At 63.4% G+C, this 24,671-nt stretch carries 23 protein-coding genes; 11 read left to right on the top strand and 12 right to left on the bottom strand.

Annotated elements, in window-relative coordinates:
* Nucleotides 1–8: 8 nt before the first annotated feature.
* The 5 genes from GYK42_RS01725 to GYK42_RS01705 all read right to left on the bottom strand — a co-directional run bounded on the left by GYK42_RS01725 (nt 9) and on the right by GYK42_RS01705 (nt 6,201).
* Nucleotides 9–1,328, bottom strand: a complete 1,320-nt coding sequence (locus tag GYK42_RS01725; RefSeq protein WP_034752814.1) for an ABC transporter substrate-binding protein — start codon at nt 1,326–1,328, stop codon at nt 9–11.
* 58 nt (nt 1,329–1,386) lie between these two features.
* Nucleotides 1,387–2,445, bottom strand: a complete 1,059-nt coding sequence (locus GYK42_RS01720; protein ID WP_034752817.1) for a branched-chain amino acid ABC transporter permease — start codon at nt 2,443–2,445, stop codon at nt 1,387–1,389.
* A 78-nt stretch (nt 2,446–2,523) separates the two neighbouring features.
* Nucleotides 2,524–3,420, bottom strand: a complete 897-nt coding sequence (locus GYK42_RS01715) for a branched-chain amino acid ABC transporter permease (protein WP_185982135.1) — start codon at nt 3,418–3,420, stop codon at nt 2,524–2,526.
* Between the two features lie 19 nt (nt 3,421–3,439).
* Nucleotides 3,440–4,255, bottom strand: a complete 816-nt coding sequence (locus GYK42_RS01710; protein WP_029496076.1) for an ABC transporter ATP-binding protein — start codon at nt 4,253–4,255, stop codon at nt 3,440–3,442.
* 14 nt (nt 4,256–4,269) lie between these two features.
* Complete coding sequence (locus GYK42_RS01705; RefSeq protein ID WP_166446242.1) at nt 4,270–6,201, bottom strand: AMP-binding protein; 1,932 nt, start codon at nt 6,199–6,201, stop codon at nt 4,270–4,272.
* Nucleotides 6,202–6,381: 180 nt separating this feature from the next.
* Between GYK42_RS01705 and GYK42_RS01700 the strand changes: the two genes are divergently transcribed.
* Genes GYK42_RS01700 through GYK42_RS01670 form a run of 7 tightly spaced genes read left to right on the top strand, consistent with a single transcriptional unit; the run spans nt 6,382 to nt 13,429 of the window.
* On the top strand, nt 6,382–7,080 hold the full coding sequence (locus tag GYK42_RS01700) for a Crp/Fnr family transcriptional regulator (protein ID WP_166446073.1): 699 nt from the start codon (nt 6,382–6,384) through the stop codon (nt 7,078–7,080).
* Nucleotides 7,067–9,136 carry a DUF4132 domain-containing protein gene (locus GYK42_RS01695; RefSeq protein WP_166446072.1) on the top strand — a complete coding sequence of 690 codons (2,070 nt, stop codon included), beginning with the start codon at nt 7,067–7,069 and terminating at the stop codon, nt 9,134–9,136. Before GYK42_RS01700 ends, GYK42_RS01695 begins: the two co-directional genes overlap by 14 nt.
* A 46-nt stretch (nt 9,137–9,182) precedes the next feature.
* Entirely contained in the window at nt 9,183–10,994 is a 1,812-nt protein-coding gene (locus tag GYK42_RS01690; RefSeq protein ID WP_166446071.1) for an aminopeptidase P family protein, read from the top strand.
* Entirely contained in the window at nt 10,994–11,248 is a 255-nt protein-coding gene (locus GYK42_RS01685; RefSeq protein ID WP_046681889.1) for a hypothetical protein, read from the top strand. The genes GYK42_RS01690 and GYK42_RS01685 overlap by 1 nt, the downstream gene beginning before the upstream one ends.
* Entirely contained in the window at nt 11,249–11,989 is a 741-nt protein-coding gene (locus GYK42_RS01680; RefSeq protein ID WP_046681890.1) for an MgtC/SapB family protein, read from the top strand.
* Nucleotides 11,990–12,005: 16 nt separating this feature from the next.
* The gene (locus tag GYK42_RS01675; RefSeq protein WP_166446241.1) at nt 12,006–12,593 is read left to right on the top strand and encodes a DUF924 family protein; all 588 of its coding nucleotides are present in this window, start codon (nt 12,006–12,008) and stop codon (nt 12,591–12,593) included.
* Nucleotides 12,594–12,601: 8 nt separating this feature from the next.
* The gene (locus GYK42_RS01670) at nt 12,602–13,429 is read left to right on the top strand and encodes a Rossmann-like and DUF2520 domain-containing protein (RefSeq protein WP_166446070.1); all 828 of its coding nucleotides are present in this window, start codon (nt 12,602–12,604) and stop codon (nt 13,427–13,429) included.
* A gap of 1 nt (nt 13,430) precedes the next feature.
* Here the strand turns inward: GYK42_RS01670 and GYK42_RS01665 are convergent, their stop codons facing one another.
* Nucleotides 13,431–14,885, bottom strand: coding sequence for a sensor domain-containing diguanylate cyclase (locus GYK42_RS01665; protein WP_166446069.1), 1,455 nt, complete (start codon nt 14,883–14,885; stop codon nt 13,431–13,433).
* 265 nt (nt 14,886–15,150) lie between these two features.
* Here GYK42_RS01665 and GYK42_RS01660 point away from each other — a divergent pair, with 265 nt between their 5' ends.
* Entirely contained in the window at nt 15,151–15,513 is a 363-nt protein-coding gene (locus GYK42_RS01660) for a hypothetical protein (protein ID WP_058049332.1), read from the top strand.
* 128 nt (nt 15,514–15,641) lie between these two features.
* Here the strand turns inward: GYK42_RS01660 and GYK42_RS01655 are convergent, their stop codons facing one another.
* Complete coding sequence (locus GYK42_RS01655) at nt 15,642–16,223, bottom strand: molybdopterin-dependent oxidoreductase (protein ID WP_166446068.1); 582 nt, start codon at nt 16,221–16,223, stop codon at nt 15,642–15,644.
* A 224-nt stretch (nt 16,224–16,447) separates the two neighbouring features.
* On the opposite strand from GYK42_RS01655, the gene GYK42_RS01650 reads away from it, so the two are divergent.
* A complete protein-coding gene (locus tag GYK42_RS01650) occupies nt 16,448–17,029 on the top strand; it encodes a porin family protein (RefSeq protein WP_046681896.1) in 582 nt (193 codons plus the stop codon).
* A gap of 72 nt (nt 17,030–17,101) precedes the next feature.
* On the opposite strand, the gene ettA is transcribed toward GYK42_RS01650, so the two are convergent.
* Nucleotides 17,102–18,769, bottom strand: a complete 1,668-nt coding sequence (gene ettA, locus GYK42_RS01645; protein WP_034752850.1) for an energy-dependent translational throttle protein EttA — start codon at nt 18,767–18,769, stop codon at nt 17,102–17,104.
* A 96-nt stretch (nt 18,770–18,865) separates the two neighbouring features.
* Nucleotides 18,866–19,750, bottom strand: a complete 885-nt coding sequence (gene rarD / locus GYK42_RS01640) for an EamA family transporter RarD (RefSeq protein WP_166446067.1) — start codon at nt 19,748–19,750, stop codon at nt 18,866–18,868.
* Between the two features lie 237 nt (nt 19,751–19,987).
* Here rarD and GYK42_RS01635 point away from each other — a divergent pair, with 237 nt between their 5' ends.
* Both GYK42_RS01635 and GYK42_RS01630 read left to right on the top strand, forming a co-directional pair.
* Nucleotides 19,988–21,865, top strand: coding sequence for a potassium transporter Kup (locus tag GYK42_RS01635; RefSeq protein WP_046681898.1), 1,878 nt, complete (start codon nt 19,988–19,990; stop codon nt 21,863–21,865).
* 155 nt (nt 21,866–22,020) lie between these two features.
* Nucleotides 22,021–22,482, top strand: coding sequence for an FKBP-type peptidyl-prolyl cis-trans isomerase (locus GYK42_RS01630; protein ID WP_138828949.1), 462 nt, complete (start codon nt 22,021–22,023; stop codon nt 22,480–22,482).
* 66 nt (nt 22,483–22,548) lie between these two features.
* Here the strand turns inward: GYK42_RS01630 and GYK42_RS01625 are convergent, their stop codons facing one another.
* From GYK42_RS01625 to GYK42_RS01615, 3 genes are read right to left on the bottom strand one after another with little or no spacing between them, the layout of a single operon-like run.
* Nucleotides 22,549–23,226, bottom strand: a complete 678-nt coding sequence (locus GYK42_RS01625; protein WP_166446066.1) for a diphthine--ammonia ligase — start codon at nt 23,224–23,226, stop codon at nt 22,549–22,551.
* Nucleotides 23,223–23,699, bottom strand: a complete 477-nt coding sequence (locus GYK42_RS01620; protein ID WP_166446065.1) for a GNAT family N-acetyltransferase — start codon at nt 23,697–23,699, stop codon at nt 23,223–23,225. The genes GYK42_RS01625 and GYK42_RS01620 overlap by 4 nt, the downstream gene beginning before the upstream one ends.
* 39 nt (nt 23,700–23,738) lie before the next feature.
* A complete protein-coding gene (locus GYK42_RS01615) occupies nt 23,739–24,647 on the bottom strand; it encodes a LysR family transcriptional regulator (protein WP_166446064.1) in 909 nt (302 codons plus the stop codon).
* Between the last annotated feature and the right edge of the window lie 24 nt (nt 24,648–24,671).

The following is a 24,671-nucleotide window of genomic DNA, read 5'->3' as shown; positions in this document are numbered from 1 at the left end:
AACGCGGCTTACTTCATGCATGCCGGCGTGATCTTTTTCTCTTCGGCGTACTTGCCCGACGATTCCTCGACCAGCTTGCGCACCAGGGCCTTGTCGCCGACGATCCATTTCGGCGTGATGGCGGTCCACTTCTTGCCATCCCACTGCTGCACTTTGACGGCGCCCGAGCCTTCATGGTCGTCGCAGCTGGTTTTCACGGTGGGGAACATGCCCAGCGCGCCGACTGCCTTCTGGCGCGCGTCGTCGACGTTCAGGTTTTCCAGGCCCCAGCGCATTTGCTCGCCCGTGATCGGTTTGCCCTTGCCGAATTTTTCCTGCGCGACGCGGATCGCTTCCACCCACAGGATGCCGGCCGTCACGCCGCGCATGTGGTAAACGGAGCCGATGCGCGACTGGTCGGACAGGTTGCCCTTGCCGGACGCGTAGAGTTTCTTGCGGATGTCGTCGAGCACGGGGTAGTTGCCCGGGGTATTGAACGTCATCGCCGTGTAGCCCTTGGCCGCGTCACCCGATGGAATCGTGTCTTCCTCGGAGCCGGCCCACCAGACGCCCAGCATTTTGTCGCGCGGGAAGCCGTTGCGCTGCGCCGTCTTGATGGCAACGGAGTTCATCACGCCCCAGCCCCACAGGATCACGTGGTCCGGCTTGGCCTGGCGGATTTGCAGCCATTGCGATTGCTGTTCGCTGCCTGGCGGCGCGACGGGAATTTTTACCAGTTCGAAGCCGTACTGTTTCGACAGCGCTTCGAGCACGGGCAGCGGCTCCTTGCCAAAGGCCGAATCGTGGTACAGGTGGACGATCTTCTTGCCTTTCAGCTTGTCCATGCCGCCATCCTTGTCGCCCAGGTACTTGATCATGGCGGCGGCCTGGCTCCAGTAGCTCGAGATCAGCGGATACACATACGGGAAGACCTTGCCGTTGGCGGCGTCCGAGCGGCCGTAGCCGATCATCGTCATGGGGATCTTGTCCTGTGCCACGCGGTCGAGGATGCCGTAGGCGACGCCCGTGGACAGGGTTTCGACCAGGGTGGCGCCGCCCTGCTTGGTTTTCAGGCGTTCATAGCATTCGACGCCGCGCGACGGGTTGTATTCGGTTTCGCATTCTTCCCAGCTGATTTTCACGCCATTGACGCCGCCGGCCTGGTTGACCAGATTGAAGTAATCGATGATGCCGCCGTAGAAACCGGAGCCGCCGGCTGCGTAAGGACCCACGCGATAGGACGGCAGGGCGATGTACTGTTCCTTGTCCTGCGCTTGCGCGCTGCCTGCCATGGTGAGTGCGGCACTGGCGATGGCGGCGGCCAGCATGAGCGATTTGATGTGTTTCATTGTGTGTCTCCTCTTGTTTTATTTGGTATTCAAGTGAACCGACATCGACTGCAAAAAATTAATGGGGGAAGGGCCAGAGTCTCAACTTTTCCTTCGCGATCTGCCACAGCCTGGCCAGGCCGTGCGGCTCGACGATCAGGAAGAAAATGATCAGCGCGCCGAACACCATCAATTCCAGGTTCGAAGCCACGCTGGTCGGCAATGCCAGGCCATGCGCGATGGTGTTCAGGAAGACGGGCAGCAGCACGATGAAGGCCGCGCCGAGGAAGGAACCGAGAATCGAACCGACGCCGCCGATGATGATCATGAACAGGATGCGGAAGGACAGGTCCAGGTTGTACGCTTCCGGTTCCACCGTGCCCAGGTAGGCATACGCATACAGCGCGCCGGCCACGCCGCAGTAGAAGGAGCTGACGGCAAACGCCAGCAGCTTCGTGCGCATCAATCGAAAGCCGATCACTTCGGCCGCCATGTCCATGTCGCGCACGGCCATCCACGAGCGGCCCACGTTCGAGCGGATCATGTTCTTGGCCAGCAGCGCCATGCCGGCAACGATGGCCAGCACCAGCAGGTATTTGCTTTGCGGCGTATCGAACTGGTAGCCGAGGATGGTCATCTTCTGCACCGTGATCACGCCCGAGGAGCTGTAGTTGGTCAGATACGGAATCTTGGTCAGGCACCAGACGACAAAAAACTGCGTCGCCAGGGTGGAAGCGGCCAAATAAAAGCCGCGGATGCGCAAGGAGGGCAGGCCGAAGGCGATGCCCACCATGGCCGCGCACAGGCCGCCGAGGATGAAGGACACGAGCAGCGGCAAGCCAGGCAGGCGGGCCATGAAGTTATACGAGGCAAAGGCGCCCACGGCCATGAAGGCGGCCGTGCCCAGCGACAGCTGGCCCGCGTAACCGGTCAGGATGTTCAGGCCCAGCGCCGCCAGGGCGAAGATCAGGAAGGGGATCAGGATCGCCGACAGCATGTAGGGCGAAGCGAAATACGGCAGGAGGAAGACGGCGACGAGCAGCGTGGCCGTCAGCGCCAGGCGGTCTTGCCTGATCGGGAAAATCTGGTTGTCAGCCTGGTAGCTGGTCTTGAATTGTCCTGCTTCACGGTAAATCATGGCGTGTCCTTTACTGGCTGTTGGGGTGTTTGTCGGATTACGCCTTCGGCTAATCCGACCTACGATGCTCTTGGGGCCTTATATTCGCCGGATGATTTTCTCGCCGAACAAGCCTTCCGGACGCACCAGCAGGAACAGCAGGGCCAGCACATACGGGAACCAGCCTTCGATGCCGCCGCCCACCATGGGGCCGAGGTAGACTTCGGCCAGCTTTTCCGACGCGCCGATGATCAGGCCACCGACGATGGCGCCCGGCACCGACGTAAAGCCGCCCAGGATCAGCACGGGCAGCGCTTTCAGGGCGATGAAGGTGAGGGCGAACTGCACCCCGTTGCGCGCACCCCACAGCAAGCCGGCTACCATGGCCACCAGGCCCGCCACGCCCCACACGACGGCCCAGATGCGCTGCAGCGGGATACCCACGGCCAGCGCCGCCTGGTGGTCGTCGGCGACGGCGCGCAGGGCGCGGCCCACCTTGGTTTTCGAGAACAGCAAGGCCAGGCAGATCACCAGCAGCGCGCAGATGCCGGCCGCCACCACGTCGAACTGCGAGACGATGATATTGAAATGGTCCATCAGGAAGGGCATCGGCACGTCTTCGATGGGCAGGTCCAGCTTGTGCACCTGCGAGCCCCACATCAGCTGCGCCAGGCCTTCGATGAAAAAGGTCAGGCCGATGGTGGCCATGAACAGCGTGATTTCAGGCTGGTTGACGAGGGGCCGCAAGACGACTTTTTCAATCGCCATGCCCAGCACGATCATGGTCACCATCGTCAGCGGGATGGCCAGCCACAGCGACAGGCCGAACTTGTCCATGATGCCGACGCAGGTGAGGGCGGCGAAAAACACCATCGCTCCCTGCGCAAAATTGAACACGCCCGACGCCTTGTAGATGAGGACGAAGCCGATCGCCACCAGCGCGTACATGACGCCCGACAGCAGGCCGCCGATCAGCACTTCAAAGAAAAAATTGATATTCATTGCTATTCCTCGTCTAGTGCGCCACGCCGAGATAGGCGTTGATGACATCCTGGTTGCTGCGCACCTCGTCGGGCGTGCCGTCGCCGATCTTCTTGCCGTAATCGAGCACCACCACGCGGTCCGAGATATCCATCACCACGCCCATGTCGTGCTCGATCAGCACGATGGTCGTGCCCAGCTGGTCGTTGACGTCGAGGATGAAGCGGCACATGTCCTGCTTTTCTTCCACGTTCATGCCGGCCATCGGTTCGTCCAGCAGCAAAATTTCCGGTTCGGCCACCAGCGCGCGGCCCAGTTCCACCCGCTTTTGCAAGCCGTAGGGCAGGCGGCCCACGGGCGTCTTGCGGATGGCCTGGATTTCCAGGAAGTCGATGATTTCCTCGGCCTTCTTGCGGTGCTCGATTTCCTCGCGCCGCGCCGGGCCCCAGTACAGGGCTTGCAGCAGGAAATTCGACTTCATCTTGAGGTTACGTCCCGTCATGATGTTGTCCAGCACCGTCATGCCCTTGAACAGGGCGATGTTCTGGAAGGTGCGCGCGATGCCGGACTTGGCGGCCGCGTAGCAATCCATGCCGCGCCGGTGCTCGCCCCGGTAGATGATTTCGCCCTGCTGCGGGCGGTACACGCCATTTATCACGTTCAGCATCGAGCTTTTGCCCGCGCCGTTCGGGCCGATGATGGCGCGGATTTCATGCTGTTTCACGTCGAAGGAGATGTCCGTCAGCGCTTTCACGCCGCCGAACGACAGTGAAATGTTCTTCAGGTCGAGGATCACGGGGCCCGTCTTGCGGGCCGTGCCGAAATGGGCGTCGGGTTCGTTCATTTGCATCGTGCTGTGCTCCATCATGCGGCCAGGCCCTGGGGCCGGTACGTTTTGCTGTCCCAGATCTGCAAGTCGGCGCTGGTCGAACCGGTGCGGCCATCCTCGAACTTCACCTGGGTCTCGATGTATTGCGTTGTCTTGCCTTCATACAGGGCGGAAATGAGCACCGCGTACTTTTCGGCGATGAATTTGCGGCGGACCTTGCGCGTGCGCGTCAGCTCGTCGTCGTCCGGATCGAGTTCCTTGTGCAGAACGAGGAAGCGGTGCACCTGCGTGCGATCCATCAAGGGGTCGGCCGCCAGTTCCGCGTTGACCTGCTCGATGCAGTCGCGGATCAGGCCATAGGTCTCGGCGCGCGCCGCCAGGTCCGTGTAGCCGGAGTAGGCGATGCCGCGCCGCTCGGACCAGTTGCCCACCGCTTCGATGTCGATGTTGATGAAGGCGCACACCTGGTCGCGCGCATGGCCAAAGGCCACCACCTCCTTGATGAAGGGGAAGAACTTGAGCTTGTTTTCGATGTAGTTGGGCGCGAACATGGCGCCGCAATTCATCTTGCCCACGTCGGCCGCGCGGTCGATGATCTTCAGATGGCCTTCGCTGTCGAACACGCCCGCGTCGCCCGTATGGAAGTAGCCGTGATCGTCGATCACTTCGGCCGTGGCGTCGGGACGCTTGAAGTAGCCGCTCATGGTGGCGGGCGACTTGACCAGCACTTCACCATTGGCCGCCAGCTTGACTTCCACGCCCGGCGCGGGCAAACCGACGCTGTCGAACTTGATATTGCCGTCCGGTTGCAGACACACATAGGCGCAGGTTTCGGTGGAGCCGTACAGCTGCTTGAGGTTGACGCCGATGGAGCGGTAGAAGCGGAACAGGTCGGGGCCGATGGCGGCGCCGGCCGTGTAGGCGACGCGCACGCGCGACAGTCCCAGCACGTTTTTCAGGGGGCCGTAGACGAGCAGCTCACCCAGCTTGTAGCTGATGCGGTCCGCCAGCGGCACGGGCTTGCCGTCCAATATCTGAGCGCCGCAGCGCTTGGCCACGTCCATGAAATGGCTGAACATGTGGCGCTTGATGCTGCTCGCGTCTTCCATGCGTATCATCACGCTGGTGAGCATGTTCTCGAACACGCGCGGCGGCGCAAAGTAGCAGGTGGGGCCGATTTCGCGCATGTCGATCATCACCGTGTCGCCCGATTCGGGGCAGTTGACGGTGAAGCCGGCCACCATGGCCTGCGCCAGCGAGAACAGGCAGTCGCCGACCCACGCCATGGGCAGGTAGGACAGGATGTCTTCATTGTCGGTGAGCTTGTCGAAGGCGACGCCGCCTTCGCCGGCTGCCAGCAGCGCCGTGTGGCTCTGGCACACGCCCTTCGGCTTGCCCGTGGTGCCCGAGGTGTACAGGATCACGGCCGAGTCGCTGCCTTGGCCCGCTGCCACGGCGGCGTCGAAAAAGCCCGGGTGTTCGCGGTCATAGGCCCGGCCCAGCGTCTGCAGGGCGGCAAAGGACGTCAGCTCCGGCTGGCGGTAATGGCGCATGCCCCGTTCATCGTCATAGGCGATGTGGGCGACGTGCGGATACAGGGCCTTGAGTTCGAGCAGCTTGTCGACCTGCTCCTGGTCTTCGACGATGGCGTAGCAGATTTCCGCATCCTGCAGCACGTAGGCCATGTCGGCGGCCGGCGCGTCCTGGTACAGTGGCACAGGCACGCCGCCCAGGCTTTGCGCGGCCAGCATGGCCCAGTACAGGCGGGGACGGTTGTCGCCGATGATGGCCAGGTTCATGCCGCGCTGGAAGCCGATGGCGGCCAGGCCGCAGGCCAGCGCGCGCACTTCCTCGTTCACCTCGGACCAGGTCCAGGTTTGCCAGATGCCCAGGTATTTTTCGCGAAATGCGGGCTTGTCGGATCGTACTGTCCCGTGTTGCAATAAGCGCCGCGGAAAAGTCGGCATTGCTGCTGTGGTATTCGTTTGCACCAGTGTCTCCCTGTTGCTTGTCTCAGGCCCCACCTCGTTGGATGGCGCTCTGTGTTTTTTATGTGTAAGGCGTTTGTGCAATGATAGTAGCCTGCGTTAGTTTGCCAAGTTGTCTTTTCGGGGACATTTACCCACTTTTCGATGGTGCATCGCACAATGATCAATCCTGATATCAGCCTCAAGGATGCCGTGCGCGCGGCCCACTGGGCGCAGCTGCTCGATCCCGTGCAAATGGCCCGGGTCGAAGCCGATGTGTTCGAGACTTTCGTGCCGAAAGGCGGCTTTGTCTGCCGCAAGGGCGAGCCGGTGGACAACTGGATCGGCGTCATCAGCGGGATGGTCAAGATGAATAATTTTTCCGCTTCCGGCAAGGCCATGACGTTTACGGGCTTGTCACCGGGCAGCTGGTTCGGCGAAGGTTCGCTGCTCAAGCGCGAGATGCGCAAATACGACACCATCGCCGTGCGCGATACGCGCGTGGCGCGTTTGCCTGCCACCACCTTCCACTGGCTGCTGGAAACGAGCCTGCCATTTACGCGCTTCCTGCTGATGCAGCTCAATGAGCGCCTGGGCCAGTTCATCGGCATGGTGGAAAACGAACGCCTGCTGGACCTGAACACGCGCGTGGCACGCTGCCTGGCCTCGATGTTCCATTCGCATCTGTACCCGAGCGTGGACACCTTGGTGCAACTGTCGCAGGAAGAAATCGGCCTGCTGTCCGGTTCCTCGCGCCAGCGCGCCAACCAGGCCTTGCAGGTGCTGGAAAAAAAGGGTTTGTTGCGTCTCGATTACGGCGGCATCCGCGTGCTGGACCTGGAAGGCTTGCGCCGCTACGAGGCCGATGATGGAGACTGAGATCTCCAGCCGTGCCGCAGCGCTGCGTGCACGCCTCGAGGGCGCTGCCGTCGACCATGCGCGTTTCGCGGGGCCGCCGGTCGATTTCAACGACTGGACACCGGAAGAACTGGGTGCCATCTGGGGGGCGTTGCACCGCGCGGCGCGCTTCGGCCATGATGATATTACGCGGTTTAATCTGGCGCGCACGCTGCTGGGACAGGTGACCGAGGCCGGACTGGCGCCATTGCTGGCCGGCGCCGTGTTCCTCGACGCGCTCGACGCGGCCGCTGATTACAACCTGGAATGGGCGTATGTCATCGGCTGCCTGGCCTGCCTGCAGGGCGAGGCGCCGGCAGGCACGGCGGCGCAGGCGCGGCGCATTCTTGGCGCAACCTCGGGCTGGGCCGAGCGGCCCTACCAGGCCTGGCTGCTGGCGCGCCTTGCCGGCGGCGACGCCCCTGCGCAATTTGCGCAGGTAATGGAGGAGCGCCACGCCCGTTATCCGATGCCATTGACCTTGCAGGAATTGGCACTGCTGCCGCAGCTGGCGCAAGCGTCCCTGCTGGCGCTGGCCGGTTCGCCCCACAGCAGCTTCTGGAACCGCAACAGTATCGGCGAGGCCGATCCCGCCGACGTGCTGGCCGACGATGCGGCGTATGTGGATTTTGCGCGCACGATACTGGAGCAGGCGGCGCGCCATATCGCCGCCATCCATGACGGCAGCGTGCCGTATGCGGCCGACGCCGCCTTTGCCACGGCAGACTCTCCGGTGCTGGCGCGCGCCGCGCGGGTGGCGTCCTATCGCGATGATGCCTGGTTCAGGCCCGTGATCACCGTCTTGTTGCCGTTGGCATGCGTGGCGCCCGGCGCGGCCAAGAGCGCGCCGTCGCAATCGCTGGCGATGGCATTGGGCCATGCGGTGGAAACCATTCCCACGCCCGAAAGCCTGCAGGCCCTGCGCGCGGCGCTGGCCCAGGTACGCCATGCGGGCATCCGCAAGAAACTGGAACGCAATCTGAAACCGGCCGAACGGGCGCTGGCCGAACGGCCCGATATCGCCTGGAGGATCGGCATGCCCGGCCCCATGGGCAAGCGGCGCCAGGCCATGCTGGCGCGCCGCCTGGAAGCTGGATACGCCACCGAGGTGTGGTTTGGCCTGGGCCAATGGCGCGCCTTGCGCGACGATGCCGATATCGATACGGTGTCGCGCGCGCTGGTCTGGCGCACGGGCGATGGACTGGCCTTCATGCTCGACGGGAAGGGGGCCATCGATGCGCAGGGGCAGCCAGTGCAATTGCCTGAACAAGGAGACATCGGCCTGTGGCATCCCCTGTACGGCAGCAGTGAGCAGCGCGCCGCCTGGCAGGCGCTGGTCACGCGGCGGCGCGTGCGCCAGCCGCTGCGCCAGGTGTATCGCGAAATATATGCACCGCCCGGCGACGGCAGCGCCCCATTTGCCGGCTACCAGCTGTCGCTGCCTACCTTGCTGGGACTGGCCCGCCGCGAAGGCTGGCGGCTGGATGACGATGAAGGCTTGTCGCGCCAGTTCGGCGCCTGGCGCGTATTGCTGCGCCTCGGGGGACGCGTGTATCCAGGCGCGGGCGGCGCCTGCACGTCCAACGGGCTGGCGCCCGCGCAGCTGACGCCGATGGCGCCGGTGGCGTATTCGGAAGCGTGCCGCGCGGGGGACCTGCTGGTCAGCGCCAGCGCCTTGGCGCTGGTGGAGGAAGAGCAAAGCGTGGAGCGCGAACAGCGCCTGTTTTACCTGGCCAACCTGGCACCGGGGCCGATGGCGGGTATGCGGCGCGCCGTGCTGGAACAGGTATTCGCGGACCACATCGAGGATGGCCGGATGGCGCTGCAAGCGCGCCACCTGATGGTGGGCCAGCATGCGATCCACCTGACCACCGGCAGGGTCACGAAGTATGGCGCCGAGGCGGTGATCGAGGCGGTAGCGAAGGGGAGCAAGCTGGGCGCCGTGCCGTGGCTACCCTACGACGAGGCGCTGCTGGAAAAAATCGCCGCCGCCGCCGGGGCGCTGCTGGCGCTGCACCGAGTGCAGCCCGGCTGCTAATCGCGGTATCATAGACGCTTCCCAGCACCGCGCCATTTTCGCTCCCATGCAGACACCAGACCAATCCACTCCCGCCTCCCGTTTGTCGCAACTGCGCGCCGCCATGCGCGCGCAGCACATCGATGCGTTGATCGTGCCATCGGCCGACCCGCATTTGTCCGAGTACCTGCCGGCGCGCTGGCAGGGCCGCGAGTGGCTGTCGGGCTTTACGGGTTCCGTCGGCACCCTGGTCGTGACGCAGGATGTCGCCGGTGTGTGGACCGATGGCCGCTACTGGGAGCAGGCGGAAGACGAGCTGGCCGGCAGCGGCATCGTCCTGAAGAAAATCCCGTCCGGCGCCAGCGTGCTGTATATCGACTGGCTGGGCGAGACCATGCAGCCGGGGCAGACGGTGGCCGTCGACGGCACCGTGCTGGGGCTGGCCAATGCGCGATTGCTGCAGCAGGCGCTGGGCGGGCAAGTGACCCTGCGCACGGACACCGACGTGCTGCAAGCCGTGTGGCCGGATCGCCCGGCCATGCCGGTCGCGCCCGTGTTTGAACATGCGGCCGCGTATCCGTCGCTGTCGCGCACGCAAAAACTGGCCGCCCTGCGCGCCGGCATGGCCGCGCACGGCGCCAGCCACCACGTGATTTCCACGCTCGACGATATCGCGTATCTGTTCAACCTGCGCGGCGCCGACGTCAATTACAACCCCGTTTTCCTCGCGCATGCGCTGGTGGGACCGGAGCGCGCCACCCTGTTCGTCGCCGACGGCAAAGTAGCCTCCGCCCTGCGCGCCACCCTGGAAAGCGAGGGCGTGGACGTGGCCGCGTATGACCGCGCGGCGGCTGCGCTGGCCTCCTTGCCTACCGGCGCCACCTTGCTGCTGGACCCGCGCCGCATCACGTTTGGCACGCGCCAGGCCGTGGCCGAGGGCGTACGGGTGGTCGAAGCTATCAATCCGACCACCCTGGCCAAGTCGCGCAAGACCGATAGCGAGGCGGCCCACGTGCGCGCCGCCATGGAGCAGGACGGCGCCGCCCTATGCGAATTTTTCAGCTGGCTGGACGCCACCCTGGCCGACCCGCAGCGCGCGCCGTTGACGGAAATCGGCGTCGACGAGCACCTGGCGGCCGCCCGCGCCCGCCGCGCGCACTTTGTCAGCCCCAGTTTCGGCACCATCGCCGGCTTCAATGCGCATGGCGCCATCATGCATTACCACGCGCATGCGGATTCGGCGGCGACCATCGAAGGCGACGGCTTGCTGCTGATCGACTCGGGCGGTCAGTATTGGGGCGGCACGACGGACATCACGCGCGTCGTCCCCGTCGGCACGATCACGGCCGAGCACAAGCGCGATTTCACCCTGGTCTTGCGCAGCATGATCGCCCTGTCGCGCGCGCAGTTCCTGCGCGGCGTGAAGTCGCCCATGCTCGACGCGATTGCCCGCGCACCCCTGTGGGCCGAGGGCGTCGACTTTGGCCACGGCACGGGCCACGGCGTGGGCTTTTTCCTCAATGTGCATGAAGGTCCCCAATCGATTTCCCAGTCCGCCATGCCGGAGCCGCAGACGGCCATGGAACCGGGCATGATCACTTCCATCGAGCCGGGCATCTACCGGCCGGGACAGTGGGGCATCCGCATCGAGAATCTGGTGCTCAACGTACCCGCAGGGACGACGCAGTTCGGCGAATTCCTGCGCTTCGAAACATTGACCCTGTGCCCGATCGATACGCGCTGCGTGGAACGCTCGCTGTTGCGCGACGACGAGGCCGCCTGGCTCAACGACTATCACGCCTCCGTGCGCGCGCGCCTGGCGCCGCTGTTGTCCGGCGATGCGCTGGCGTGGCTGGAACAGCGCACGGGAGCCATCTGATGCGCTCGACCCGCGCCACGTCCGCCATCGAGCGGCTCAAGGAACGCACCGGCAACCGCCTCTACACGATGGCGCGCACGGGCGATGAACTGTTTTTCCTCACCGAAGGCCCCGGCTTGCCGCCTCTGTGCCCGCCGCTGGAACTCGATGCCTTTGTCGCCTTCGTCAATGGCCTGGGACCGCAAAAGGCGCGCCGCGTCAGCAAGCTCGATGTGGCGTTTGAAAAGCAGCTGACGAAAAAGCCCCAGGATTAAATGCCGACCATCGACTTCCTGCGCGCCTACTGGTCGCCGGCCGAGCTGGCGACGAATGGCGTGATCCTGCTGAACTTGCTGGGCGCGCTGCTGCTGGGCTTGCTGGTGGGCTATGAACGCTCGTATCACGGGCGCGCGGCAGGCATGCGCACCTACAGCCTGGTCTGCATGGCCTCGGCCGCGCTGACGGTGCTGGGCGGCTATCCCGAGTTCTGGTATGGCGGCCATGGCGCCATCGTCGGCAGCGACCCCACGCGCGTGATCCAGGGCATCGTCACGGGCGTGGGTTTTCTCGGTGCCGGCGTCATCATGCGCGAGGGTTTCAATATCAGCGGCCTGACGACGGCCGCCTCGATCTGGGCCTCGTCCGTGATCGGCATCATGGTCGGCATCGGCTTTTATCTGTCGGCCATGGGCCTGGCCTTCCTGTGCGCGATGGCGATGATTTTTCTGTCAAAATTGGAGAACTGGCTGCCGTCGCGCCACGCGGTGGCCATCACCATGCGCTTCCGCCAGGGGTTTATTCCCCGCGAAGATGCGCTGCGGCGCATGGCCGCCAAGCGCGGTTACGACATCGCCGGCGGCTCGCTGACCATTGGCAGCAACGAAGGCATGCAGGAATGGCGCTTTGTCGCCATCGCGCATGGCAAGAACACGGGCGCCAGCCTGTCGGCCATGTCGGCCGAACTGGCCGCCTTCGAAGGCATCGCGGGCTTCCAGCTGTCGCATGCCCGCAATTAATACGGATGCCGAGAGGATGGACATGGATACACAGGCCCAAGAGGTACTCGATTTCTGGTTCCTGCCGCCGGATCAGCCTGGCCATGGCCAGTCGCGCGCGGAATGGTTCCGCAAGGATGACGCTTTCGACGCGCAGATACTTGCGCGTTTCGGCGCGCTGATCGATGCCGCCATCGATGGCGGCTTGCGCGAGTGGGATGCGACGCCGCACGGCGCGCTTGCGCGCCTCATCGTGCTCGACCAGTTCACGCGCAATGTGTACCGCGGCACGCCGCGCGCCTTTGCCGGCGACACCAGGGCGCTGGCGCTGGCCATCGCCTTGACGCAAGCGGGGCAGGACCGCCAACTGCCGCCGATGCTGCGCGCTTTTGCCTACCTGCCGTTCGAACACGCGGAAGACCTGGCCATGCAGGCGCGCGCCGTCGAGCTGTTCCAGCTGCTGTCGCAGGCGCAACCCGGCTTTGACGGCATGCTCGACTATGCCGAGCGTCACCAGGAAGTAATCGCCCGCTTTGGCCGCTTCCCGCACCGCAACGCCATCCTGGGCCGCGCGTCCACGCCGCAAGAGGTGGAATTCCTGCGCCAGCCAGGATCGAGTTTCTAGACAATCGCATGAATGTGACTTTGAATATTATCGGCGCCGGCCACGTGGGCAAGGTGCTGGGCCGGCTTTTCGCCGGCGTGGACGGGATCGCGCTGCAGGACGTGCTGACGCGCTCGATGGCCTCGGCGCAGGCGGCCGTCGCTTTCATCGGCGCCGGCACGCCTGTCGACAATTATGCGGCCTTGCGCCACGCCGACGTCACCATGCTGGCCGTCTCGGACGACCAGATCGGCCCGGCCTGCGCGGCGCTGGTGGCCGAGGGACGCCAGGCGGGCGCCATCGTGTTTCACTGCAGCGGCGCGCTGGCCTCGAACGTGCTGCTGGCGGCCACGCAGGCGGGCGCGTTTGTCGCCAGCGCCCACCCGATCCGCAGCTTTGCCGACCCGGCACAGGTGGCCGCCACCTTCGACGGCACGTTTTGCGGCGTCGAAGGCGATCCGCTGGCGCTGGCCTTCCTCACGCCGGCCCTGAATGCCATCGGCGCGCGCCCCGTGCCCATCGATCCGGCCGCCAAGACCCTGTATCACGCCGCCGCCGTCTTCGCCAGCAATTACCTGGTGACAGTGCTCGACGCCGCCTTGCGCGCTTACCAGGCGGCCGGCATTCCCGAACCGGTGGCGCGCGAACTGGCGCAGCCGCTGGTGACGGAAGCGGTGGCCAATGTATTCCGCCTGGGCGCCGCGCCCGCGCTGTCCGGTCCCATCGCCCGCGGTGATTCGGCCACCGTGCAACGCCAGCAGATGGCCGTGCAAAGCTGGGATGCCGCCACGGGCGAGTTGTACCGTGCACTGGTGGCGCCCACGCAGGATCTGGCCAGGCGCAAGCGCGGCGGATGACTCAGGCCGCGTGCACGCCGTTGCGGCCGTGATGCTTGGCCTGGTACAGGGCGCTGTCGGCGCGTGAAAAGAAGGCCGATTCGCTCTCCTCCGGCCGGTACTCGGCCACGCCCAGGCTGATCGTCACGGGTAGTTGCGGCACGGGCAGGCCGAAATCGTGGCCTTCGATGGCGGCGCGCAGGTTTTCCGCCACTTCCGCCGCTTGCGCCAGGCTGCAATTATTCAGCAGTACCAGGTATTCCTCGCCGCCCCAGCGTGTGATGACGTCGCTTTCGCGCACGGTGGCGCGCGCCACGTCGGCCACGCCACGGATGACCTTGTCGCCCCACAGGTGGCCGTGGGTGTCGTTGACGCGCTTGAAGAAATCGATGTCGAAGAGGATGGCGGACATCGGTTGCTCGTTGCGCCTGGACAAGAGCATGGCGCGCTGGAACAGCAATTCCAGCGATTGGCGGTTCAATAGACCGGTCAGCGCATCCGTCGAGGCGATGCGCTCGATGCGGCGCTGGTAGCGGTTTACCGTCAGCAAGGTCAGCACCAGTACCAGCAGGGTGACGCCAAAGCTGATGGCCAGGTTGAAGATGAACACGCGCTGCAGCGACTGGACTTCGTCGCTGACATTCTGCTCGACCACCAGGTACCAGCCCAGTTCGGGAATGAAACGCGAGTTGACGAGAATTTCCGCGCGGCCCAGCTGGTACGACAGATGCGTCGGTTCGCTGCGGTGGTTGATGATCTGCCCGGCAATGGCGCTCACGCCAGGCAGGCTGCGGATGTTGCCGCGTCCGTTGCGCATGGTCTTGCCGGCCAACACCAGGGTGCCGGCGGCATCGACAAAATAAATGTTGCGGTGAAAGCGCGCCTGGTAGCGGTCGATGATGTGGCTCATGGTGTCCAGGGTCAGGCCGATGCCGGTGGCGCCGATGAACTGGCCGTCGTAGTCAACCACGCGGTGGTTGATGAAGATGGTCATGCTGTCGCGGTTGGCCATGTCGATGTCGACATTCGTTTCATAGTCGCTCTTGTCCATGGCGCGCACGCGGTAGTACCAGACGTCGCGTGTGGCCTGCGGGCTGACGGATTTCAAGGTGCCTTCCGCGTAATAATATTTGCTGCTCTTGTCGGAGACGAGAAAGCTGGTGATGGCGCCGTACTTCTTCTTGACCTCGGCCAGGTAGCGCACGATCTGTTCCGGCTTGTTTTCGCCGGCCAGTATCCAGTCGCGCACAAAGGTGTCGTGCGCCATCAGCGAGGAAATGAAGACGGGGCGCAGCATGTCCTTCTGGATTTCCGAATAAATATTGTCGCCCGTCAGCGGCAAGGTCTGGTCGGCGATGCCGTGTTCGATGGCCTGGCGCGAAGCCAGGTAGCTGGCCAGGCTGGTGGCCATGAAACCCGCCCCCAGGATCAGGGTCAGGAGGATGAGCAGGCGGTATTTGATCGACAGAAGACGCATGGAGACGGGGAGTGGCCGGCGGGAAGGCTATCGTGACGCAAGCCAAAAGTATGCAGCAGGGCGGGTATTGGCGCAATGATAACTGGCTTTATTGATAATTTACGCTGGCGAACGCGACAAGATAACCACGACTTACCAAATAAAAGTGCCGATTTGTCGACAAAGATGCCAATTAGCAATAAGATTTGACGAGGGGAATCATTGCGCACCGCCCCTGTCTTGCCGCCCGTTTCAGGCGCGGGACATTACGCGCAGGGAGTGTTGCATGTTATTTTTAAAGAGTACGTCCGTCAGCAAGGCCCCCGGCATCTACGAGGTCGACATCGCCGCCAAGCCGCCTGGCAAGACCTTCGGCATTTTTCTCGCCACCGATCCCGACCATCCACCATCAGCCTTGCTGGGGCAATTGAAGGCGCTGGGCTTCGAGAACACCTATAGCTCGCCCTACCTGCACAAGGATGGGGGCAAAGTGCTGGACCTGCATTTCCAGAAGGATGGCACGGATATCTTCAAGGGCTGGAAAACCGAGGAGTGCACGCACAACCTGGCAGCCATCACGGCGCTGTTCGAGGAGCATGGCATCACTATCGCCCCACGCGTCATGTCGATGGCGGAAGCTTACGCATAAACGCCTATCAAAACCTACTGCGCGTCGTGATTTGCAGTCTGCGATGCTCACTGTACCTTCGTACAGTTGCGCTTCTTGACCGCAACTCTCTTCCGCTCGCTACGGTTTTGCTTGGCGTTGTAGATAGTTCAACCCGTCTCCACGCCAATGTGATACAGCGCCCACGGGCAGCTGGCGAACCGTTCCGCCAGGGGCAGTGCCGCCACGGCCGCGATGCGGTCCGCATCGTGGATCGCCCATAGCGGCCCCAGCCCGCCCAGCGCCATCGCCTGCCCGTCCAGGTGGGTGGCGACAATAAAACGCTGTGCGCGCACCTGCGCCATGGTCAGTGCCGCCGCATAGCCATCCACGGCGCGCAGCAGCAGGCGAATATCACCTTCCTCGGGCGCGCCCGCCGCCTTCAAGACATCGACCAGCAACGGCCCGCGCAAGGCATGCGCCTTGCCGTCGTATTCCAGGGTGGGGTGGATGGTGCGCGCCGGCAAGTTCGCCAGCGCCGCAAAGTCGAATGCCCGCGCCCGCTCAAAACTGATCTTTTGCTTGTGCATCATCTGGTCGCGCACGGCGTCGAACGGACCCCGGTTCGGCTTGTCGATGCTGCCCGTGATGGTCAGCAAGGCCGGACTGCGCAGGCCGGCCGGCGCCGCGCGGGCGATGGCGGGCAGGGCCGCGCCAGCCATGGCGGCGGCGAGAAACTGGCGTTTATGCATGCACTTCTCCTTTGACTGAAAATCGATAATGTTCTTAAGTCTATCTTAAGTTCGCTCAACGGTGCGCATTTTACGGTTATTGTCAGTTTGGAATGTTGGCTTACATCTTGTCACAGTTCTTACGGAATGGAGAAAGACGTAGCTTTTTTCAGCTGTTATGGTGTCCTCATCGCACTTCGCTGAACTGCGAATCCAGGCAACATTCACTAATTGAGAGAGAGAACATGATGAAGAAGAAAATCCTGTTTGCAATGATCGCTTCCGTTACCGCACTGACCGGCATGAGCGCCGCACACGCCGAGGGCGCCTATGTGGGTGCCGGTGTCACGGGCAACCGCTATAACTTCGATATTCCTGGCGCCACTAGCGCCGATAATCACAGCGGCTACAAGGCCGGCGCCAAGATCTTCGCCGGTTACGATTTCGATAAGACCTGGGCGGTCGAGGGTGGCTATGCCGATTTCGGCAGCAAGGATTACAGCTATGTCACGGGCGCCGGCAACGGTTCCGTGAAAAGCGATTCGCACGGCTACTACCTGGCCGGCAAGGCCACCATGCCCGTGACCGACAAGGTCGGCGTGTTCGGCAAGCTGGGCGTGGCCAAGGTCAAGAACAGCGTGAGCGGCACGGGCCTGTCGACCGGCATCAGCGGCAACGACAAGACGGGCGTGTACGCTTCCGTCGGCGCCCAGTACGCGATCAACGAGAAAGTCTCGTTGACGGCGGAAGTGGAACACTTCGGCAAGAGCGCCGACCAGGGCCGCAAGGCTACCGGCCTCGCTTTAGGCGCACGCTACAACTTTTAATCACTTGGAAGTTTGCTGAAAAAAAAGGCAGTTACCGCGAGGTAACTGCCTTTTTGCATTGCCGGACTGAAGTTACGTGGTCAATGGCTTGTAGCGAATACGTTTCGGTTTCGCGCCTTCTTCGCCCAGGCGTTTCTTCTTGTCGGCTTCGTATTCCTGATAGTTGCCGTCAAAGAAGGTGACTTGCGAGTTGCCTTCGAATGCCAGGATGTGCGTGGCGATACGGTCGAGGAACCAGCGATCATGGGAAATGACCATGACGCTGCCGGCAAATTCCAGCAGGGCGTCTTCCAGCGCGCGCAAGGTTTCCACGTCCAGATCGTTTGACGGTTCATCGAGCAGCAGGACGTTGCCGCCCATTAATAGGGTTTTCGCCAAGTGCAGACGGCCGCGTTCACCGCCGGACAGGTTGCCCACTTGCTTTTGCTGGTCCGAGCCCTTGAAGTTGAAGCGGCCCAGGTAGGCGCGCGACGGCATTTCAAAGCGGCCCACCGTCAGCATGTCGGCGCCGCCGGACACGTCTTCGAACACGGACTTGTTGTCAGCGAGACTATCGCGGTTCTGGTCGACGATGGACACGCGCGCCGTCTGGCCGATGGCCACTTCGCCGCTGTCCGGCGTTTCCTTGCCGGTGATCATCTTGAACAGGGTCGACTTACCGGCGCCGTTGGGGCCGATGATGCCGACGATGGCGCCTGGCGGCACGGTGAAGCTCAGGTTGTCGATCAGCAAACGGTCGCCGAACGCTTTCGACACGTTCTTGAACTCGATGACTTCATTGCCCAGGCGTTCGGCCACGGGAATGAAGATCTCCTGCGTTTCGTTGCGCTTCTGGTATTCGTGTTCGGACAGCTCGTTGAAGCGGGCCAGGCGGGCTTTCGACTTGGCCTGGCGCGCTTTCGGGTTCTGGCGCGACCATTCCAATTCCTTCTGCAGCGCCTTCTGGCGGGCCGATTCCGTCGCCTCTTCCTGCTTCAGGCGGGCTTGCTTCTGGTCCAGCCAGGTCGAGTAGTTACCCTTCCATGGGATGCCGTGGCCGCGGTCCAGTTCCAGGATCCACTCCGCCGCGTTGTCGAGGAAGTAGCGGTCATGGGTGATGGCCACCACGGTGCCGGGGAAGCGCAGCAGGAATTGTTCCAGCCAGTCGACCGATTCCGCATCCAGATGGTTGGTCGGCTCGTCGAGCAGCAGCATGTCCGGTTTCGACAGCAGCAGCTTGCACAGCGCCACGCGGCGCTTTTCACCGCCGGACAGCACGCCGATGGTGGCGTCCCATGGCGGCAGGCGCAGCGCGTCGGCGGCCATTTCCAGCTGCAGATTCAAATTGCCGCCGTCGGAAGTGGAGATGATCGCTTCTAGGCGTGCCTGTTCCGTGGCCAGGGCGTCGAAATCGGCGTCTTCCTCGGCATACGCGGCGTACACGGCTTCCAGCTTGGCTTGCGCTTCAAATACTTCGCCCAGGCCCGATTCCACTTCCTGGCGCACGGTTTTTGCCGGGTCCAGCTGCGGTTCCTGCGGCAGGTAGCCGATGTTCAGGCCCGGCATCGGCACGGCTTCGCCCTGGATGTCGGTGTCGATGCCTGCCATGATTTTCAGCAGGGTCGATTTGCCGGAGCCGTTCAGGCCCAGCACGCCGATCTTCGCGCCTGGGAAGAAGGAGAGGGAAATATCTTTCAGAATCTGGCGCTTGGGCGGGACGATTTTGCCCACGCGATTCATGGTGTAGACGTAATTTGCCATTAGAAATCTCGGGTGATATACAAAGACGGACAGGATACGGTAAACGCCCGCTTCCGGCCAGCGCTGCGCGCTGCGGAAACGGACGCCAGGGCAAGACTAGACGGCGCTGCGCGCGCGGCGGCCGCTCCACAGGCCTTCGGCCGCATACAGGCCCAGCGCCGTCCAGATGACGAGGAAGCCCAGCATGCGCTCGGGCGTGAACGATTCATGGAAGACCCATACGCCGATCAAGAGCTGGCCCGTGGGGGCGATGTATTGCAATAGCCCCAACACGGCCAGCGGCAGGCGGCGCGCGCCGGCGGCAAACAACAGCAGAGGAATGGCCGTGATAGGGCCGGAAACCAGCAGCAGCGCGCGTGTGGCGGTGGAATCTGTATTGACGAAGCCGCTCTGGCCATGCCAGGCCAGCCACAGCATGTAGGCCAGCGCCAGGGGGAACAGAATCAATGTTTCAAACGACAAGCCTTCCAGCGCGCCCAGCGCGGCCGTCTTGCGCAGCAAGCCATAGCCGCCGAACGAGGCCGCCAGCAGCAGGGCGATCCACGGCACTTGCCCCGCCTGCCAAGTGAGCCAGGCCACGCCGCAGGCGGCCAGGCCGATGGCCAGCCACTGTAGGCGGCGCAGGCGCTCGTGCAGCAGCAGGAAACCCAGCATGACATTGATCAGGGGCGTAATGAAGTAGCCGAGGCTGGCGTCGACCACGTGGCCGTTGTTGACGGCCCAGATATAGATGAACCAGTTGGCTGAGAGCAAAAACGCACTGGCAACAAAGCTGGCCACGACCCTGGGCTGCGCTTTCAGGCTGCCCAGCCAGCTCCACTGCCGGCGCACGGTCAGCACGATGCCGAGGAACAATAGCGACCAGACCATACGGTGCGCCAGGATTTCCTGCGGCGCGATCTCGCCGATGGCGTGAAAGTACAGGGGGAACAGGCCCCAGCACAGGAAGGCGAGGGAGGCGTACAACATGCCTGGATTCATGATGGGCTTCGCAGGAGAGTAGACAGTCTGTCATTATGTCTGAAAACATCGGGGGCTGCCCGGCGCCGCTGACGAGGCGTAGAATGGCAAGAAATCAATGGCCGCAAGCCCGCGCAGCAAGGCGGAGCGGCACAAAATCACGACTTTGGGGTAGCCCGGAACCATGCAAAAATACTCTTGCTATTTGCTAATACCTATCATATTGTGCGATGCAACAAAACAAAAACGGGTGCAATCTTGACGTCGGAACATAAAAAAAGCGGCCTGGCCGGCATGACCTTGGCGGCCGTCGGCATCGTTTACGGCGATATCGGCACCAGTCCGCTGTACACCTTGAAGACCGTCTTCGACCCGGCCCACGGCCTGATGCTGTCGCCCGAGAACCTGCTGGGTATTGTCTCGCTGATTTTCTGGGGCCTGACTCTGATCGTCTCGCTCAAGTACGTGACCCTGGTGCTGCGCGCCGATAACCGCGGCGAGGGCGGCATCATGGCCCTGATGGCGCTGGTGCTGTCATCCGTCAGCCGCCTGTCGCGCTGGCATTTCCCCCTGATGGTGATCGGCGTCTTCGGCGCCACCCTGTTCTATGGCGACAGCGTGATTACGCCGGCCATTTCGGTGCTGTCGGCGATTGAGGGCCTGGAAGTGGCCACGCCCGCCTTCAGTCCGTATGTGGTGCCGCTGACGATGGTGGTGCTGGTTGCGCTGTATTCGGTACAGTCGCACGGCACGGCCGGCATCGGCCGTTATTTTGCCCCCATCATGGTGCTGTGGTTTGCCGCGCTGGCTGGCATGGGCGTGGTCAACATCATCAAGTCGCCAGCCATCCTGGCCGCGCTCAATCCGCTGCACGCGGCGACCTTCCTGATGAATAACGGCTTCGTTGCTTTCGTTGCCTTGGGCGCCGTGGTGCTGGCGCTGACGGGCGCCGAGGCGCTGTACGCCGACATGGGCCACTTCGGCAAGAAGCCGATCCGCCTGGCCTGGTTCCTGATCGCCTTTCCCGCGCTGGCGCTGAACTACCTGGGCCAGGGTGGCCTGCTGCTGGCCCATCCGGAAGCCGTCACGAATCCGTTTTACCAGCAGCTGGGCGCGTGGAGCGTGTACCCGCTGGTGATCCTGTCGACCATGGCCACCGTGATCGCCTCGCAGGCGACCATTTCCGGCACCTTCTCGATGACCAAGCAAGCGATCGCGCTGGGCTTCTTGCCGCGCATGCGCGTGCGCCACACGTCGGAAAGCGAAATCGGGCAAATCTACATTCCCGCCGTGAACTGGCTGCAACTGGCCGTGGTGCTGCTGGCCGTCATCGGCTTCGGTTCCTCGGAAAACCTGGCCGCCGCCTACGGTATCGCCGTGACGGCCACCATGCTGTCGACCACGATCCTGACCTTCTTCGTCATCCGCTACCGCTGGAAGATGAACCTGGCCCTGTGCTGGGCCGCCACGGGCTTTTTCCTGATCATCGACGTCAACCTGGTGTCGGCCACTGCCCTGAAACTGTTCCATGGCGGCTGGTTCCCGCTGCTGCTGGGCTCGATTTTGTTCATCGTCATGCTGACCTGGAAACGGGGCCGCCAGCTGGTGTTCCAGAACCTGGAAAAGCACGCGATTCCGCTCGACGATTTCCTCTCGTCGCTGTTCATCGCGCCGCCGCTGCGCGTGCCGGGCACGGCCATCTTCCTGCGCGGCGAAACGGATGGCGTGCCGCATGCGCTGCTGCATAACTTGCTGCACAACAAGGTGTTGCATGAGCGCGTCATTTTCCTCACCGTCTTCATGCATGAAGAGCCGTGGGTGGCGCCATCGGAGCGCGTGCGCGTGGTGGATCTGGGCCACCAGTGCTACCAGGTCAATGTGCATTACGGCTTCAAGGATGAACCGGACATTCCTGCCGCGCTGGCGCAGTGCGCGCAGCAGGGACTGGATTTCGAGATGATGGAAACGTCGTTCTTCATTGCGCGCCAGACCATCATCTCGACGCCGGGCGCCGGCATGATGCCGTGGCGCGAGCACCTGTTCGTCACCATGTCGCGCAATGCGCGCACGGCGGCCGACTACTATCAGATCCCGAGCAACCGGGTGATCGAACTGGGCACGCAGGTGGAAATCTAGATGAGATGGCCATTTTGGCAATGTTGTATCGATGCGCAATTTAGCGTCGTGCTTACGTCTGCTTACAAATTGGCTGCGCGACTCCTGTTAAACTGCTGCTCGCACCGGTCCGCACCGTACGGGCTGAGCCACACACCAATATTTAAAGGGAAACCATGAAATCGGTATTTCAAATGATCGCCACCCTCGCTTGCGCCGTGGCCCTGACCGCTTGCGGTGCTGCTGCCAACACCGAGAAGCCGGTCGTGCTCGACCCGAATACGCAAGTGAAAGAACTGACCATTACCGATACGGTGGTCGGCACCGGCACGGCGGCGGCGGCGGGCGACACCCTGCTGGTGACCTATACGGGCTGGCTGTATGACGCGAGCAAGCCGGGCAACAAAGGCACGCAATTCGATGCGAGCCCGGATGGCGCCGGTTTTACCTTCGCTCTGGGTATCGGCCGTGTCATTCTGGGCTGGGACCGCGGCCTGGTCGGCATGAAGGTCGGCGGCACGCGCACCCTGGCCATCCCGTATGACCTCGGCTATGGCAAGGCGGGCAGCGCGCCGAAGATTCCTGGCTACGCCGGCTTGCTGTTCGAGATCAAGCTGGTGAGCGTGACGAAGAAGTAAGCACGCGCAGGGCAGCAAATAAAAGGGCGATTCCTCGGAATCGCCCTTTTTGCTTTGGCGGCCCCTTTACGCCTCGGGCGGGGCCAGTTCCTGGAAGTAATACGTGGCGCCGCCCAAGTTGGCAGGCGCGTCGTATTGCAGCACTTGCGTGCGACGCAGCGCCACCGGTGCGCTGAAGGCGGGGCCGTCGTAGACGAAGGTGTGGAATTCGCCGTTTTCACCGCAGGCGTCGACGTCGGGTGGCAGGTCGGCCAGGAAGGCCGCATCGAACTCGCGACCGCAAAATGCGCGCGGCAAGTGCTGGCCATTGATGCACACGACGATGGCTTTGAAACCGGCGGCGAGAAATTCGTCGACCAGCGCGCGGCGGTCCCCGCCCCACAGGGGCAGGTGGGCCGTCAGGCCGGCCGCGGCGCAGACTTTTTCCTCCCAGTCGCGGTGCGGCTGCAAGTCGATGTCGCCAAACAGCGCATGCTCGATGCCCTCGGCCTTGGCCGCGCGCAGCATGGCGATGAATTGCTCTTCATAGCTGGCCCAGCTGGCGTGATAGCGCTGCAGGCGCGCGCCCAGGTTGGCCGCCTGCGCGGCGAGCAGCTCGGGCGGCACGCCGTGCGAGCGCGACTTGCGGCCATCTTCATCCATGGCCGTGATCAACAGGGGAACGGCCATGCCGGCGTTGCGCGCGCGCCACAGGGCCAGGCAGGAATCCTTGCCGCCGCTCCAGGAAATCAGGGCCGTCGTCATGCCGCTGTTTCTGGCGCCACCGCGCGCAGCATGTCGACGTGCTGTATCCCATCTTCATCGTACGGCGCGCTGACGGTGACAAAACCGAAGGATTGATAGAAACGCTCCAGGTACTGCTGCGCGCCGATGCGGATGGCGTGGCCAGGGTGCTGGCGTTCGGCGCGGGCGATGCCTTCCGTTAATAGCTGTTTGCCGGCGCCCGTGGTGCGCGCCTCGGGCGCCGTCAGCACACGGCCCAGCGACATCTCCACATACTTGGCGCCCGGTGCCAGCACGCGCAGGTAGGCGCCCAGCCGGCGCTGGCCATCGACCGTTTGCCAGCCCAGCAAATGCATGGCTTGCTGGTCATGGCCGTCCAGGTCCGGATAAATGCACTGCTGTTCGATGACGAACACGCGCTGGCGCAAGGCCAGCACCTGGTACAAATCGTGGGGGCCGAGTTCGTCGAACGTGTTCCATTGCCAGCTGATCATGGGTCATCCTTGATTGAGAGTGGCGTGATTTTACCGGCTTCACGCCACCGGCGTGGGATAGCGCTGCGCATACCACTGCTTCAGGTGCTCGATGCAGCGCGTCACGCGGGGCGCCACCAGCTGGCGCGACGGATAGATGGCAAACAGCGCCAGGCTGGGGCGCTCGATATCCGGAAACAGCTCGACCAGCGCGCCGCTGGCCAGTTCCTCGCGGCAGACAAAGGTGGGCAGGATGCCGATGCCCAGGCCGCGCAGGATCAGGCTGCGCATGAACAGGGTGTTGTTCGTGCGGACCCAGTTCGGCACTTCGATGTCGCTGTGCGGTCCCGCATGGCGCAGCGGCCAGCGGCTGCCGAACAGGGCGTGGCTGTAGATGAAGCAGCGCTGGCGCGTCAGATCCGTGGGTTCGCGCAGGGGGCCGTGACGTTCCAGGTAGGCGGGCGCGCAGCAGATGTGCAGGCGGTAGTCGTGGATGTGGCGCGCCACGTAGCTCGAATCGTTGAGCGCGGTGGTGACGCGAAAACCGAGATCGTAGTTGGCCGCCGCCAGGTCCACGTATTCATCCTTCAGGTCGACGTCCAGGCGCAGCGCTGGCCAGTCGGCCATGAAATCGGCCAGGCCTTCGGCCAGCTCGCCCACGCCCAAGGTCAGCGGGGCGTTGATGCGCAGGCGGCCCGTCACGTGCGCCGTCGAATGGGCCACCATGTCTTCCGCCTGCGCCAGCTCGTCGAGCAGCTTGCGGCAGTGCTCGAGGTAGGCGGCGCCCGTTTCCGTCAGGGCCAGCTGGCGCGTGGTGCGCGTCATCAGGCGCCCGCCCAGTTCCTGCTCCAGCTGGCCGATGCGTCGGCTCACATACGAGGCCGACAAGTCCAGTTCGTCGGCCGCGCGGCGAAAGCTGCCCAGCTCTGCCACGCGGCGAAACAACTGCATTGCCTGCAATTTATCCATGTCTTGCCTTATTCAGTCTGATTA

It is taken from the genome of Janthinobacterium lividum (genome assembly GCF_011601275.1).
GTDB lineage: Bacteria > Pseudomonadota > Gammaproteobacteria > Burkholderiales > Burkholderiaceae_D > Janthinobacterium > Janthinobacterium lividum_E.
The sequence above is the reverse complement of the archived record's forward strand: the minus strand, read 5'-3'. Positions and strand labels throughout refer to the sequence as shown.